This window comes from Streptomyces sp. TBY4, from assembly GCF_024213195.1.
In the GTDB taxonomy this organism is placed as follows: domain Bacteria; phylum Actinomycetota; class Actinomycetes; order Streptomycetales; family Streptomycetaceae; genus Streptomyces.
Genome location: NZ_JANAVF010000019.1, coordinates 112,621 through 126,673 on the forward strand (window position 1 = coordinate 112,621; position 14,053 = coordinate 126,673).

Genomic DNA, 14,053 nt, shown 5'->3' on the forward strand with positions numbered 1-14,053 from the left:
GGTGTCAATCAGTACCCGCCGAGCCGAGACGTTCGACCGCCAGCCCACGTCGGCCTGCGGATGCGAACCCAGGCAAATGGCGCAATCCTGGACCTGCCGACATCCGTAAGGAGAGCCGTCATGTCGATGCTCGACAAGCTCAAGGGCCTACTCAAGGGCCACGAGGACACAGCCCGGCAGGGCGTAGAGAAGGCCGGAGACGCGTTCGACGCGAAGACCGGGAACAAGTACCAGAGCCAGACCGACATGGCTCAGCAGAAGATCAACGAGCAGCTCGGCACCGACAAGCCCGAAGACCGCCCGCCGCAGGCCTAAGAGCGCGAGATCCGCCCTCGCCGGTCCCGAAGGACCCGACGAGGGCGGCCGGCGGCCTCAGAGTCCTCCGCCACGGCCTTCTTCCCGCGCGCCTTGAACGACGACCCCGGACCCTCGTACGTACCAGTCCGTAGCTGCTCCACCACCGACTCGTTCAACTTCCACTCCCCAGGGCTGCGGCGGGCCTCCGCGGAAACCTTCACCGTGTGCTCCGCGCCGGCGAGCACCGTGTCCAGCAGCCACAGCGACGACCCCGACAGCGAGTAGTCCGCCGCCGGCAACTGGCCGCGCGCACTCGTCCGCGCAGCCTGGCTCACCTTCACCTGGCTCACGCCGAACAGCTCCGCGTACTCCTGCGCGCCGACCAGAGGCGGCAACTCCGCAGCCTTCATCGGTTTCGACGTCGCACCCTGCTCCTCGATGAGCTTCTCCAGCAGGCCCTGATTCAGCTGCCGGCCACGACTCCCCGGCGGAAGCGCCAGGTCGATCACGAGGCCGCCCGGCCAGTACGGCTTGCCCGAGACGATCGCCGAGTCCTCATACGAGAGCACCCCGCCAGGAACCCACCGGTCACTCACGGCCGTAGGGGCGATGCCGTACACCTTGGCGATCTCCTTGCGGCCCATTACCAGCGGCTTCGCCACGACAACCCCACCTCTCTCCCGAATCTTCCATAGCAGAATACGGGTAAAGCGGCCGGGTTTGCACACGGGCCCTGGAAGCGTCCCCACCGGGCCGTTAGACTAGGGATCACACTTTCCAAGAGGTGTACGGAAACGCCCCCGCCAATCAGCCGATGCTCGGGGGTCTTTCCGTATCCGGCGCCACCAGCCGCGCGACCGGGACGCCCAGGCACTGGACGTATCCTCTTCTGCCCGTTTGTGGCGACCCGCTACGACACCTCGTGCTCCAGGTAGCAGGCACTCCCCGTCCGCCGGGCATCGGCACCGCGTCCTCACCCAACTGAAGGTGATGACCGTGGCCTCGGTGTCCCCGCCATTCCGAGTACGAGGGGGTCATCGCCTTTGAGGACGGCGATCGCCGCAGTACGGCGGCCCTCAAGGCTTTCGGCATCGGTGCGGATGACGAGGGTGATGCGCTCTCCCCGCGTGATCGGTCGTACGCCGTGAATGTGGTCACGGGTGGCCGGGAAAGCGACCAGGGTGCCGCAGGGAGGCTTGATCTCCTGGGCCGGGTTCTCGAAGAACAGCTCGCCCCCGGAGTAGGAGTCTGGCGTGTTGAGCCAGACGAGCAGGGTGAGGTCGCCGCCGACGACGGGCTGTCCGTTGGTCCGGGCCCGCTCGCGCTCGATGTCGGTGACCTCGTCGTGGTGCGCCACGAACCCGACGCCAGGACCGTAGCGGTAGACGACCGCAGGCTGGGTGGGTATCCGCTTCGGAACGGCCTGGAAGTGGTCGCGGATGTAGGGGACGCAGTGGGAGATGACCGCTTCCTCCAGCGCCGTCGGGATCTCGACGTACTCGCTCTTGCGTAGCGTCTCGTCGACGACGCCCTGGAAGGTGCGCGGCCGGGCGGTCTCGCTCTTCACGTGGTCCATCAGGGCGCCGCAGAGGCTGAGGGGGATGACGCTCTCTGCGAGAAGGGGTAACCGGGTCTTCCAGGTCATTGGGTCTTTTCCTTCCACCAGCGGGTGCCTTCGGGCGAGTCTTCGAGGGTGATGCCCTGCTTGATGAGCTGGTCGCGGATCGCGTCGGCCTCGGCGAAGTTCCTCGCGGCGCGGAGCCGGTCGCGTTCCTTGACGAGGTCGTCGACAGCGGTGTCGCCCTGGTCGGCGTCGGCGATGTCGAAGGTTCCGAAGAGGTTGTTGACGTCCTGGATCAGCCGCAGGGAGGCCGGCCCGGAGGGTTCCTGCGTGCGGTTCTGTTCGCGGATGAACTGGAAGAGGACGGCGAGGGCGCCTGGGGTGTCGAAGTCGTCGTCCAGGTGCTCGCGCATCTCCTTCCAGGTGTCGCCGGCACGTGAGGTGTTCGCCGGGCTGTCGGTGTGCGCGGGGTCGATGGTCCGGGCGAAGTTCTCGATCCGGCGGCGTGCTGCTCGGGCCTGCTCCAGCGTGGAGTCGTTCAGTTCCATGGAGGAGCGGTAGTGCTGGGAGAGGAACGCGTACCGCAGGGTGCGGGAGTCCGTGCGGGCGAGCGCGTCGCGGATGGTGAGGAAGTTCCCGGTGCTCTTCGACATCTTGTCGCCGTCGACGCGCAGGAGACCGGTGTGCATCCAGTAGCGGGCCAGGGGCTCGATGCCGGAGGCGGCCTCCATCTGGGCGACCTCGGCTTCGTGGTGGGGGAAGATGAGGTCGACGGCGCCGCCGTGCAGGTCGTAGGAGGGCCCGAAGAAGGTCTCCGTGATCGCGGTGTCCTCGATGTGCCAGCCCGGTCGGCCCGGCCCCAGTTCGGTCTCCCAGAACGGTTCGCCGTCCTTGCGTCCCTTCCACAGAGCGAAGTCGCCCGGGCTGCGCTTCTTGGAGTGGTCGTCGATCCGCGATACCGAGTCCTCGGGGCGCAGGTCGGTGCGGCCGGAGAGCTTGCCGTATCCAGGGAACGAGGCGAGGTCGAAGTACCAGCCGTCATCGAGCTGGTAGGCGTGGCCGCGGGCGATGAGCCTCTTGACCTGGTCCACGATCGCGTCGATGTGGTCGTGGGCACGTGCGTGGATGTCGACGCGGGTGTTCCCCAGCGCGGCCATGTCCTCCAGGTACTGCTTCTCGAACAGGGCGGCGATGTCCTCCGGAGGTACGTTCTCCTCCCGGGAACGCCGGATGATCTTGTCGTCCACGTCGGTGATGTTCTGGAGGTAGGTGACCTTGTAGCCGCTCGCTTCCAGGTACGCGGCGATGAAGTCGAATTGCGTGTAGGTCTTCGCGTGGCCGACGTGGCTGGGGCCGTAGACGGTAGGTCCGCACACGAACATCCGCACCTCGGTCTCCCGCTCGGGGCGGAAATCCTCCGTCCGTCCGGTCAGTGTGTTGTGGACCTTGATCGCCATCGTTCCTCCTGGGTGCGTGGATCACGCAGCGTACTGACGTGCTGACAACAGCGTCTAATTGGAATCGTCGTACTCACCTCACGAGACGAATCGGGGGAAGGGACGGTCAGCGAAGACGGATGCGTGTTCCCCGAGGATGTGGTGGTTGGCCCGCTGGTACGCCTTGCGCACGGTCTCGATGGCCCGGGTGCTCAGGTCCATTCCGGCCGAGCGGCAGAACGCCTCCAGGGCCTCGCACCGGCGCTCCAGGTCGACCATCGACAGGGGGTCGCACTGCTGGGCCTCGATCAGGAGGTTTTCCTGCTCGGTGCTGATCAGGCCCAGTGCGCCGAGGGAGTGGAGCTTCCACTTCATGTTGGGCAGCAGCCGGCCTGAGCGGGCGTACAGCCAGTCCACGATCTCGTCCAGGGCGCCCGACAGGACGAAGTGGCCGGTGGGTGTCCCGACGCGGCGCGCCATGCGCAGGGGGATCTCGCGCACGTCCCAGGTGATCCGGTTGTGGAGCCGGTAGGTCTCGCCCTCCAGCCGCCAGAGCTGCTCCTTTGTCTTGCGGAGGATCAGCGCCTCGAAGGCGTTCTCGCGGTCGAGCAGCGGTTCGCCCTTGTTCGCGTAGGCGTCGCACTTGTCGCTGTTCCACGTCGTGCGCGGGTCGGCCTCGTACTGGAACAGGAGCTGGTGGACGTTGACCTCCATGCGCCCCCAGGGAACCGGCAGGTAGAAGCTGAACTCGGGGACCCAGGCGGGGAGCCGTTCGCGGACCAGGGCGTACGTATCCGCCGGCGACGACCTCCACTCGTCCTCCTTGAGCGGGACGTCGAGGACGACGGCGAGGTCGAAATCGGAGTCGGTGCTGAACCGCGTGACGTTGTTGGGCGCGACGGCCGAGGAGGAGAGGACGTAGAGCGCCTGGACCTCGGGCATGGACTGGAGGGTGTCGAGGAGGCCGGCGGCTGCGGCGCGGGCCTGCGTTTTCAGGTCTTCCACGAGAACTCCCTTGTCAGATGATCGGGCGATCCATCACGGCGCGGAGCGCCGGGACAAGATCCGGAGCGACGCCGCCGTGGGTGCGCTGGATGTGTGCGAGCGAAGGGCTGCTGTTCCCCTCGATGACCACCGGTCCCCCTGGAGTGACCGCGATGTCCCAGCCGATGAAGGGGACCTGCGGGAACAGGCGAGCGCAGCGGGCGGCCAGCTCGCGGACCTCGCCGATGTGGGCGATCTTGTGGCCGGCGAACGGCACGGTGCTGACCTGGTGGCGTGTCTGGGCGTTGAGGTACCGGTCGTATCCGTGGCGGTCCAGTGCCCCGTCGGGGTGCACCCGGATCTGCAAGCCGCCATCGGCAGAGTTGTCCGTCGTGCTGTCGACGCCGCCGAGCTTCAGCATCGTGTACAGCACCTTGGCGGTGCCCTCGGTCAGCAGGGTGATGACCCGGAAGGTGTTGAGCGCGTACGGGTTCAGCACGTCCAGGTCGTGGTGCTGCGGTACGTGGTACTCGATCAGCCAGGTGCCCCACCGCTCCGCGTAGGCCACGAGATCGAAGCCGTCCTCGCCGGGCCGCACGATCACGACTCCGGAGCCGCCGCTGGAGTAGCGGGAGGGCTTGACCACCACGCGCCCAGAGCCGGAAGCGTGATCGAGGACGGCCTCCAGCGAAACCTCATCGCCATCGGAGGTGACGCCTGCACGGCCGTTACCGCTCGCGATCAGTGGGGGCTGCGGGATGCCAGCGGCGGCAAGGATCTTCTTGCAGACCACCTTGTCGTCCAGGTCGATGGTGTCCCGGTTCACGCGGGGAAGGAGGCGGTGGAACAAGGCGGTCTCCGGCAGGTACGCACACGCCCGCTCGGCAGACACCTCGCGCCTGTACCCGCCGTACCGGAAGTAGTGAAAGGGCAGGCAGCGCCAACGCGCGGAGACCATCACCAGATCCCCTGCGATACGGGCCACGCTCTTCCGGCCGTTGTCGCGCAGCATCGTGGGGAGGTGCTCGCGGCTCATCTGCCGTACCTGGTAGGGGAGGAACCGTAGGCCGGAAATACGGGGAAGAACCCGGGTACGGAACCACTCCTCGCTCATCGCCTGCCGGTGGTTGAAGCCACGGTTGGCAGTGCGGGTCATGTCGCTCCTCCGATGTCTCAGTAGTCCGAGGTTCCGGCAATGGCCAGGGCAAGGACCAAGGCGGTGACAGTGATGACGTAGGCCAAGACCGCTAAGTACTGCTTCATCGGGCAGGCCCGACGTCATTGACCGCGGTCGACCAGAGGCGCCCGGCGTTCACGAGGTGTCTGCCTGTGGCGTGTCGCCCCACGGGGACCACCCCGAGGAGGCGTCGGTGATGTCGCGGCGGCGCTGCAGCTCGCCGGGGGTGCGGCGGGGCAGGGTGTCGGCGGCGTGCACGAGGAATCCGCCCCTGTCGCGGATGAGGACTCCGAGGCCGGCAAACTGGGCCGCGTCCGCAGCGACATGGGAGAAGGCGCCCACGATGATTCCCCGGATCATTCCGGTGGACAGGGCGGACGCTATGGCCTGCCAGCCGGGGCGCTCGTCAAGAGGTACCGCCGGGTCGAGATCGGACCACGCACCGGCAACGTGCCAGTGCCGGGCGCCGGCGTAGTGGCGGCAGCGTCTCTCACCGTCTCGGACGGCGACAGCGGTCGGAGCGCAAGCGTAGACGGCGACGGGTACGTGTCCGAGGCCGCCGATCGGGTTGTTCGGCATGCCCATAAGGCTGCTGCGTACCGGCACGCGGGCCCAGACACGGCCCGTGGCAGCGAGGACAGTCCGTGCCGGGTTCCGGTGCCACGGAGCATGGCAGCGTAGGGCCCGGCGGTCGAGCATGTGCAACGCCCCGTAGTAGTCAGGCAGGTGGCGGCCTGCCGACTGCTACGGGGCGTGGTAGTCGGGTCTCGGGTCAGCGCACTCCGAGGGGGACCCCGGCGACGCTGGCGAGACCGCGGAGACGCCCGACGGAAACGCCGGCGAGCCGGCCGATGATGACGCCGGGGAGCATCTGATGGCGCACCCAGCCGGGGGCCATCGTGCAGACGGCTTCGAGGGTGTCGGCGGCAGCGTCCCAGCGGCGGCACTCCACGTGGGTGAGGGCAACGTCCAAGCCGTAGCGGGCGCGGGTGGCCAGCGGCACGGTGTCGTCCAAGCGGACGGTGTCCATGAGGCGCAGCGCGCCGGAGGTGTCGCCGAGGGCCACGGCGATGCTCATGGCCTGTGTGGCGGCGTACATGGGCCCGTACGGCTGGGCGTGGTCGCCGCGGGCGTGCTCATCCCCGATACGGGCGGCCACGGCGTGGGCCTGGGAGAGGTACTCGCGGGCGCTGTCCGCACTCGCACCGCCTCGTGATGCGGCCACGGCGGCGTTCGTGACGAGCTGCCCGTACACGCTCAGCCGGTCGGGGTCGTGCTCGCTCATCTTGGGCTCGATCCGGTCGGCCTGCGCCGCGGCAAGGGCGAACCCCTGCGTGGTGCGGCCGTCGCGCAGGTTGACCCACGCCGTCGTGGCGGCCAGGTGGGCGTCGCGGAGGTCGTCCCCGGCCTGCACGGCGATCTGACGACCGTACGTCAGCGCCGCGTAGGCCAGATCGCGGGAGCCCAACACGTTGGCGGCCATGCCTGCCGTCTGGAAGGTGTCGATCAGGACACCGCCGGCGGCCTCCCGCTCAGCGTGGTCGGCGGCATCGAACCGGGCCTTCGCCTCGGGGAGGAGCTGGCCCAGGAGCGTCCCGAGCTCGGTGTACCGGCCTGCCCAGTAGGCCTCGTCCGCCCGGCGAACGGCGGCGCGCAACTCCTCAACGGTGCCCGGCTCAACGTCGGCGGGGATGCCGATGGCGGCGTCATGGGTAGCCGCGGACACCATCCGAAGCGCGGCCCGCTCGTCGCGGTCCATGGACCGGCGGGGCGCCTGCTGGCCGAGCAGTACGGCGATGTCCGTGCCGAGGGCGTCGGCGATGGACAGCAGCGACGGGAGCGATGCGGTGCCGCCGCGTTCCAGCTTGCGGACCACGCCCACGGACACGGCGGCAGCTTCCGCTAATTGCTCTTGCGTCATCCCGCCGCGCAGCGTCTTCAACCGCTCAGAGGTGGTGTACTCCGACCACTGCATGTTCCAGCACCTCCGTGTGATTGGCCTCATACGGACGGTACTGGCAGGAGTAGTGGGGCCGACAGCCCTTGATCAGCCGGAAGTTGGGGTCACGCGGCAAGAACCGCGCTGACCCCCAGAAGGGCCTCAAGCTCCGCAACTGCCTCATCCTCATCGGTGACGTGGACGGTGGTGATCCCCAGCTCTGCGGCCGGCGGAAGGTTCACCGCGTGATCGTCCACGAACACGCACCGCTCGGCGGGCAGGCCGATGCGGTCCAGGGTCAGCCGGTAGATCTCCGGATCAGGTTTGGCCATGCCGACCAGCTCGGAGACGACGTGCACATCGAACAGGTCCCAGATTCCGACGTGCTCGTACGGGTTGAACGGGTCCAGGCCGAAGCTGTTGGACAACAGGGTGACCCGATGACCAGCCGCCCGTGCCGCACGAGCGAGGGCAGCCATCCGACGAGCCGCGGGCACTCCGTCCCACGCCCGGCCCATCAGATTGACCGGGTCCACGTGCGCACCCAGCAGGGGGGCTGTTCCCTCGTTCCACTCCGCCTGCCCTATCTCCCCGACTTCCAGGGCCGCGTACAGCCGCCGGCCCTCCGGGTGGTCGTTGAGAGTGCTGCGCCACGCCTCGGGGGCCAGCCCTTCGGACACGCACCACGCACGGTGGACTGCCAGTGGGTTCGCTGTGAGCACTCCGGCGAAGTCAAGGATCAGGCCGAGCGGTTCACTCTCGTCGGCGCTTTCAGTACTGTGCGGCATCCAGTGACCGTTCCTTCCGCGATTGGTCTCACAAGTGACGCTACCGCGCACCCAGACACACGGAGCACTCGAGGCGGGGTCCGCTCGCCGAGCTGCCGGTCCCGCTCCGCAGTAAATCCCTACGAGGTGTTTCTGGAGCCCGTCCGGATTCTGCGCGGCTCCGCCGACGTGGTCGCCGCGCAGGCACTGCACCGCCTGAACGGGCGACCCGGCGCGGCCGCTTGAGCGTGCTGCTCAGCGGCCGCCAGTCGCAGCTTCCCGCCGCCGCCTTCGCCTACCCAGCCGGCGCCTACATCTCGACACCGGCCCACGTCTGAGGAAGTGGCGAGGCCCACGGAATTCCGAGGGCCTCGCCTTGATCAGTCGTCCACGACGGTCAGCTGTCCGCCGCCCGGACTGGTGCTCGTGGGCGGATCACTGCGGTACAGCCAGTTCGGCAGCAGGTTGTGCACGACGGGCAGTGCCATCACCCTGGTGACGGCACCGGTTACCGCGAGGGCGACAGCGACGCCCGCAGCGGTCTGAGGAATGCCCGCCGCATCCACGATCAGCGGGAAACCGGCTGCCAGACCCAGAAGGGTCTGGAATGCCGTACGGATCGTTCTCTGGTTCGCATCGGACGCGCTGCGCGACTTGGTCACTTCGGTACCTTCAGCTTCTGCCCGGGGTGGATCACGTAGGGGGAGAGGATGTCGTTCTCGCGCGCCAGGGCGAGCCAGTTCACGCCGAGCTGCTGTCCGATGCCGGACAGGGTTTCACCGCTGCGGACGGTGTAGAGGTTGGAGCCCTTGCCGGGCGACCCCGCGAGGCGTCCGGCGATGCGCTGGCGCAGGCCCGACATGGCGAAGCCCTTCGGGTCGACCTTGCCGGGCTGCCACTCCTTGTGCCCGATCACGCTGGCCGCTCCCCACTTGTGAGCACGGCAGATCGCGGCGGAGACCTTCTCGATGGCCTCCAGCTGTGCCCCCGGCCAGGGATCCGCGCCGTCGCCGAGGTTCTCGCACTCGAAGCCGTAGAAGGCGGTGTTGCCATCGGCGTCTGCTTCGTTCGCAGCCGGCAGTGCTCGTTCCGCGATCACCGCGGCCAGAACGTCGGAGTCGCCGGCCCCGGCGTGATTCGCCCGGCCGTTGCCGATCAGGTAGACGGTGCCGGCCTTGGCGATGACACCGTGGCAGAGAGGGCCCGGGAGGCCCGAGTAGCCGTTCTCGCAGATGCTGACCGTGTTCGCGGTGCCGGACGTCACCGTGTGGTGGATCATCACGCCGCGGACCGGGCCCCAAGGTCCCTTGTGGTTCCGGTTGTGGGTGCGCCAACCGGGGCGCTCGACGACGTGCACGCCCTCAGCGCGCAGCGCCGCCACGAGTGCCTCAGCACTCAGAGGTGTAGCCATGTTCGAATCTCGGATTCTCCCGCGCCCAAGATCAAAAAAGGCAGGCGGAGCCCGCGTTAGCGAGCCGTGCCCTGCGTGACCAGCCACAGCTGGAGCACCATCAGCAGAAGCGGCGCCACGAACGACGAGAGCACCAGGCGGCGAGTTGCCGCCGCCTGCGCCTGGTCCTCGCGGCGCTGCTGCTCCGCCCGTTCGGCAACCTGGTCGTGCTCGCCGCGGAGTCCAGCAAGAGCCGCCTCGACGGCACCGATGCGCTGCTCCGTCGCCCGCTGGTCAGCCCGGTACACGTCCTGGGTAACCACCTGGTCGAGCCGTGCCGCCAGATGGGCAAGGTCTCCTCGCAGGTCCTCGCGGAGCTGCGAAACCGCGCGGTGCAGCTCCCACAGCGTCGGTTCTGCGCTCGGCGGCACGGACACGGACATCACTCCTGACGGCCCCGCGCGCCTGAAGTCGATCGTACGTGCGCGGGCAGGACGCCCCTGGCGCTGACCTCCTGCCTCCCAAACCAGTGGGCTGTCGAGGGCCAAGGCGCCCGGGGGCGGGCCCGGAGACAATCCTGCGGCCCACCCCTCCACTACTTCACGTAGGTGACCTTCAGCTGCGGCGGGTACCCCTGGCCGACACCGTGAGCACGTCCGTAGTACGTGCTGTCTGTGCTGTTCGGGTCCAGAGCGACCCCTCTCCACTTCGTCTCGTCGAAGACGCTCGTGATGTCGATCCACCGGCCCTCGTTACGGCGAAACGACACGCTCACCGCCTCGCCGTCGCTGCTGAAGCTCCCCGGCCGCGAGCTGTGGCTGTGCGCCTTGATGACCGCCGTGCCGCCAGCTGCGTAGTACCAGTGCTCGAAGTACACGTACAGCTGAACCTTCTCGATCTTGGCGCCGCTCAAGTCGGTGCTCAGCGATGCCGGGAAGCCGACGAGCGAGGCGGTGAGACCGTTGGTGCTCGAGTAGTAGCCCTGGAGCATCTGGTTGCCGTGGTAGCTGCTGTACCCGCCCCGGTTGGTGTAAGTACCCGACCATGCCGCGCTGTACGTCTTCTCGTACCGCTGGGTCACGGGCTTCGTCGGCTCCGTCCCGCCACCGGCACCACCGCGGTTGAATTCGCCGGTGTTTGCGATGGCCCGGCCGACGTCCTCGACGTACATTGTCGCCGGGAACCCGCCGCCCCCGAAAAGAGCGACGGTCCCGCCCGCCGCTCCCCACCGCCACATGAAGGAGCTGAGGAAGCGATGGTTACCGGCGCCCAAGGTGGCACCGGAGGCCATCAGCTCAAGGCGAAGCCGCTGCCAGCCGCCACCTGCCGGGACCACGGTGCTCTGGAGTTGTTTAGAGGTGACGGTCGGGGCCGCCGTCCCGCCGTCGCGGAGAAGCAGCAACAGCTCGCCTCCGGCAGCGGAAGGATCCGCGTAGGCGTCGACGACGATGCGGTACTGCCGGTCCGCTTGGAGGCGGACGGGCAGCTCGATGTAACCGGTCTCCGTATCCATGGCAGCCTGCACCCCGGCGGTCGTTGTGTGCACGGCGATGATGCCGCGCGCCAAGTCGGAGAGCTGTGTCTCCAGCTTCTCGCCGTTGACGGATAGCACACCAGCCACGGACACGTCGTTGAACGCACCGTGCCCGTTCTGGTTGATCGTGGCCACGGGGACGCCGTCGTTGGCGATCGTCAGGTACTGCGGCCTTCCAGTGACCAGCGAGATCGACTCCTCACCGTCCTGGTCGTACAGCCGCAGCCCTTCGGGGCTTATCTCGGCACGGGCACCGGAGCTCGTGGACGACAGCACCAGCCGGATCACCACGTTGTCGAACGTGACCGTGCCGGCCGTCGCGTCGTTGACCGCGACCCGCATGCGGCCTGTGACGGTCTGAGCGGGGGCAACCAAGTTGGCGTTGCCGGACATGAACAGCCAGCCCTTGCCCGCCGCACCGCTCGCGCTGCCCACCGTGCTGTAGCCCAGCGTCGCGCCAGCAGCATCCTCCCAGCGGACGTACACCGTCGCGTTCCTGCCCACCCAGTCCGCGCTGATCTGGTAGTCGGCGGCCGCCCAGATCCGCATGCCGGGCGTCGCGGAGAACAGCCCGAGCGTGAGCGTCCGGTCCGTAGCCGTCGCCGCCGTGCAGTCGGCACGCAACGCCTTCGGGGTGTCGCGGCCGGGGGCGACGATGCTCCACCCGCCGCTCACAGCAGCCCGCTTCAACGAGACGTCAACCTCGAAGCTGCCGTCAGCCACCAAGTTGCCGTCGACCCCGAGCGCGATCTTGTCGGCGGTGATCGTGCCCGCCTTGATGTGGATGGCCTCAACGGAGCCCGCCGCGATCGCCGAAGCCGTCACCGAGTTCACGGCCAGCTTCTCCGCCGTAATCGCCAGCGCGGCCACCTTGTCCGCAGTGATGGAGGAGGCAGCGATCTTCTCCGCCGTCACCGTCAACGCCGCGAGCTTGTCCGTGGTGATCGAACCCGCGAAGACCTTCGGGGAGGTGATCGCCCCGTCCGCGATCTGTACGCCGGCCACGATCGGCCGGACGCAGGCGTTGTCCCACCACAACGTTCCCGCCGTGCTAGCGCCGGACTCGACCCGCGCACGGGCACGGACCGCGCCGTCCGGTGCCGTGACGGTGGCCGACAAACGGGCCCACTGCCCGCGCACCGGGCTTGTCGTGCGGGCCTTGCTGTAGCTGAGGATCTTCCCGTCCGCGGCCTCCCACCGCATGTGGAAGCTGATCTCCGCTCCCGCCCAGTCCTCGGAGGCGAAGTAGTCGCTGGCCAGGTAGAGCTGATCTCCAGGGGTGGCCGGGAGCAGAGTGAGGTCCACCGCGCGGTACACGGCTGTCGCGGACACGGCGTCGATGCGCAGCGACGCAGGGGACCCGTTCCCGCGGGTCTTGTCCTGGGTCGCGTAGGGGATGGTCGCCGTCAGGGCCACGGTCGGGGCGCCCTCGAAGGATGGGTCCGCGAGGATGTTCGCGGTGCCGACCACGGTCAGCTTGTCTGTGGTGATCGCGCCAGCGACGACGTGCCCGGCAGACACCGAGGCGGCCTGGAGCTCCCGGCCGCTGATCGTGTCCGCGGCGACCTTGCCCGCCGTCACAGAATCCGTCGCGAGGGCGCCCGTCGTCACCGACCCCGAGACGAGGTTGCTGCTGTCGACGATGCCCGTCTTGAGGATCTCGACCGTAACCGCGTCCACCTGCATGATCCCGGTCGAGCTGCTCGAACCCGTCGGGGTGGATTCGTAGTTGAGGAAGAGGAACGGCACCAGGAAGCGCACCTGGTCGTGGAGCTTGCCCGGGGCACGCGGGTCCGGACAGACCCCTGCCGTTCCGGTCACCCCGGCCGGCGCACGGCCGCGCAGATAGCCGGTGAACACCTGCCACCCCGCACCGGCGTCCAAGGGAGTCCGGGATGCCGCGCAGTAGTAGTGGGTGCCCGTCGAGTTGGCTCCGGTGCGGTTCACCATCGTGGTGCCGTCCGCTGCGAACCCCATCACGCCCACGTACAGGTCATCGGTCCCGGACGCGGATGGACTGGTCGTCCGCACTCGCGCTGACACCCGGTAGAGGGTGTCGGGGTCGTACGGGATCGGCGTGGTCCCGCGCACCACGGCGTAGCCGCTGGCCTGGCCGACAGTCCGCCCGGTCGGGGCGTCCAGGACACCCGTCAGGAACTCCCACTTGGCCCCAGCCCCCACCGCGACCTGAGCCCACGCCGCCGGGTCACCGAGCGCGTCCACGTAGTGCTGGGTGATGCCGTCCGACAAGGCGCCACCGAGTGCGTTCAGGGTGACGGCGCCCGAGCTGATCTTGTCGCCGGTCACCGACGCCTTCGCGAGCTTGGCCGCCAGCACGGCACCGTCCGCGAGCGAGGCCGTCTTCACCGCACCGACCGCGATCTTCGTGTCGGTCACGGCCTTCTCGGCGAGCTTGACCTCCGACACGATCCCGTCGAGGAGGTCTTTCCCCACGGCCTGGCGTGCCGCTGCGATCAGCGCAGCGGACACCGGGCCGGGAATGCCGGCGGTCGTGAGTGCCACGAGCCGGACATGGCGGGGTACGTAGTCGCTGACCGCGACCGTCACCGTCGCCCCCGACGCGCCTTCGATCGTCGCCGCCGGGTTCCGGACGTCTACCTGCTCGTCGGCCGAAAGCAGGAGATGCACCTGCACCCGGCCCAAGTTCAGGGGCGGGGTCGTCGCATCGGTGAACCCGCCGTCCCAGCCGATCCGCAGGCCACCCAGCACGGGCACGACCTGCGGGATGGTGGGAGTCGGCGGAGGAGGGCCGTTGAACGTTGCGACGCCGGTCGTCCCGTCGAACTGGACGCCGACCGTCCCCGTCAGGACACCTTCCTCGTCGTACACCTCGATCGCGCCTGCCTCCACCGAGGAGTACGCCAGGCTCGACGTGCGGGCCTGCCCGGTGAGCCTGCGCTCAATATCCGCGAGCCGGGCGGCGATCTGTGCCAGATGGTTCGCCACA

13 protein-coding genes are annotated in these 14,053 nt (G+C 68.5%); 1 reads left to right on the plus strand and 12 read right to left on the minus strand.

Features of this window, described 5'->3' with window-relative positions:
- Nucleotides 1-120: 120 nt before the first annotated feature.
- Complete coding sequence (locus NLX94_RS33010; protein ID WP_254386816.1) at nt 121-315, plus strand: antitoxin; 195 nt, start codon at nt 121-123, stop codon at nt 313-315.
- On the opposite strand, the gene NLX94_RS33015 is transcribed toward NLX94_RS33010, so the two are convergent.
- From NLX94_RS33015 to NLX94_RS33070, 12 genes are all read right to left on the minus strand, one after another.
- Nucleotides 312-959 carry a hypothetical protein gene (locus tag NLX94_RS33015; protein WP_254386817.1) on the minus strand — a complete coding sequence of 216 codons (648 nt, stop codon included), beginning with the start codon at nt 957-959 and terminating at the stop codon, nt 312-314. The two genes, NLX94_RS33010 and NLX94_RS33015, sit on opposite strands and share 4 nt — an antisense overlap.
- Nucleotides 960-1,270: 311 nt before the next feature.
- Nucleotides 1,271-1,942: a 2OG-Fe(II) oxygenase gene (locus NLX94_RS33020; RefSeq protein WP_254386818.1), complete on the minus strand. Its 672-nt coding sequence runs from the start codon at nt 1,940-1,942 to the stop codon at nt 1,271-1,273.
- Nucleotides 1,939-3,315 (minus strand): cysteine--tRNA ligase, encoded by a 1,377-nt coding sequence (cysS, locus tag NLX94_RS33025; RefSeq protein WP_254386819.1) that lies wholly within the window; start codon nt 3,313-3,315, stop codon nt 1,939-1,941. Before cysS ends, NLX94_RS33020 begins: the two co-directional genes overlap by 4 nt.
- Before the next feature lie 78 nt (nt 3,316-3,393).
- A complete protein-coding gene (locus NLX94_RS33030; protein ID WP_254386820.1) occupies nt 3,394-4,299 on the minus strand; it encodes a hypothetical protein in 906 nt (301 codons plus the stop codon).
- Nucleotides 4,300-4,312: 13 nt separating this feature from the next.
- Nucleotides 4,313-5,434 (minus strand): sugar-transfer associated ATP-grasp domain-containing protein, encoded by a 1,122-nt coding sequence (locus NLX94_RS33035; protein ID WP_254386821.1) that lies wholly within the window; start codon nt 5,432-5,434, stop codon nt 4,313-4,315.
- Nucleotides 5,435-5,590: 156 nt separating this feature from the next.
- Complete coding sequence (locus NLX94_RS33040) at nt 5,591-6,034, minus strand: hypothetical protein (protein WP_254386822.1); 444 nt, start codon at nt 6,032-6,034, stop codon at nt 5,591-5,593.
- 193 nt (nt 6,035-6,227) lie between these two features.
- The gene (locus NLX94_RS33045; RefSeq protein ID WP_254386823.1) at nt 6,228-7,430 is read right to left on the minus strand and encodes a helix-turn-helix domain-containing protein; all 1,203 of its coding nucleotides are present in this window, start codon (nt 7,428-7,430) and stop codon (nt 6,228-6,230) included.
- Nucleotides 7,431-7,519: 89 nt separating this feature from the next.
- Nucleotides 7,520-8,182: an HAD-IA family hydrolase gene (locus NLX94_RS33050; protein WP_254386824.1), complete on the minus strand. Its 663-nt coding sequence runs from the start codon at nt 8,180-8,182 to the stop codon at nt 7,520-7,522.
- Nucleotides 8,183-8,541: 359 nt separating this feature from the next.
- Nucleotides 8,542-8,823, minus strand: a complete 282-nt coding sequence (locus NLX94_RS33055) for a hypothetical protein (RefSeq protein WP_254386825.1) — start codon at nt 8,821-8,823, stop codon at nt 8,542-8,544.
- Nucleotides 8,820-9,572 (minus strand): N-acetylmuramoyl-L-alanine amidase, encoded by a 753-nt coding sequence (locus NLX94_RS33060; protein ID WP_254386826.1) that lies wholly within the window; start codon nt 9,570-9,572, stop codon nt 8,820-8,822. Before NLX94_RS33060 ends, NLX94_RS33055 begins: the two co-directional genes overlap by 4 nt.
- Before the next feature lie 56 nt (nt 9,573-9,628).
- Nucleotides 9,629-9,988, minus strand: coding sequence for a hypothetical protein (locus tag NLX94_RS33065; RefSeq protein ID WP_254386827.1), 360 nt, complete (start codon nt 9,986-9,988; stop codon nt 9,629-9,631).
- A 158-nt stretch (nt 9,989-10,146) separates the two neighbouring features.
- Nucleotides 10,147-14,052: a hypothetical protein gene (locus NLX94_RS33070; protein ID WP_254386828.1), complete on the minus strand. Its 3,906-nt coding sequence runs from the start codon at nt 14,050-14,052 to the stop codon at nt 10,147-10,149.
- Nucleotide 14,053 lies beyond the last annotated feature (1 nt).

Coding starts and splice junctions, on each gene's coding strand:
- NLX94_RS33010 (WP_254386816.1), top strand. CDS start 121: ATGTCGATGCTCGACAAGCTCAAGGGCCTACTCAAGGGCCACGAGGAC.
- NLX94_RS33020 (WP_254386818.1), bottom strand. CDS start 1,942: ATGACCTGGAAGACCCGGTTACCCCTTCTCGCAGAGAGCGTCATCCCC.
- cysS (WP_254386819.1), bottom strand. CDS start 3,315: ATGGCGATCAAGGTCCACAACACACTGACCGGACGGACGGAGGATTTC.
- NLX94_RS33035 (WP_254386821.1), bottom strand. CDS start 5,434: ATGACCCGCACTGCCAACCGTGGCTTCAACCACCGGCAGGCGATGAGC.
- NLX94_RS33040 (WP_254386822.1), bottom strand. CDS start 6,034: ATGCCGAACAACCCGATCGGCGGCCTCGGACACGTACCCGTCGCCGTC.
- NLX94_RS33045 (WP_254386823.1), bottom strand. CDS start 7,430: ATGCAGTGGTCGGAGTACACCACCTCTGAGCGGTTGAAGACGCTGCGC.
- NLX94_RS33050 (WP_254386824.1), bottom strand. CDS start 8,182: ATGCCGCACAGTACTGAAAGCGCCGACGAGAGTGAACCGCTCGGCCTG.
- NLX94_RS33060 (WP_254386826.1), bottom strand. CDS start 9,572: ATGGCTACACCTCTGAGTGCTGAGGCACTCGTGGCGGCGCTGCGCGCT.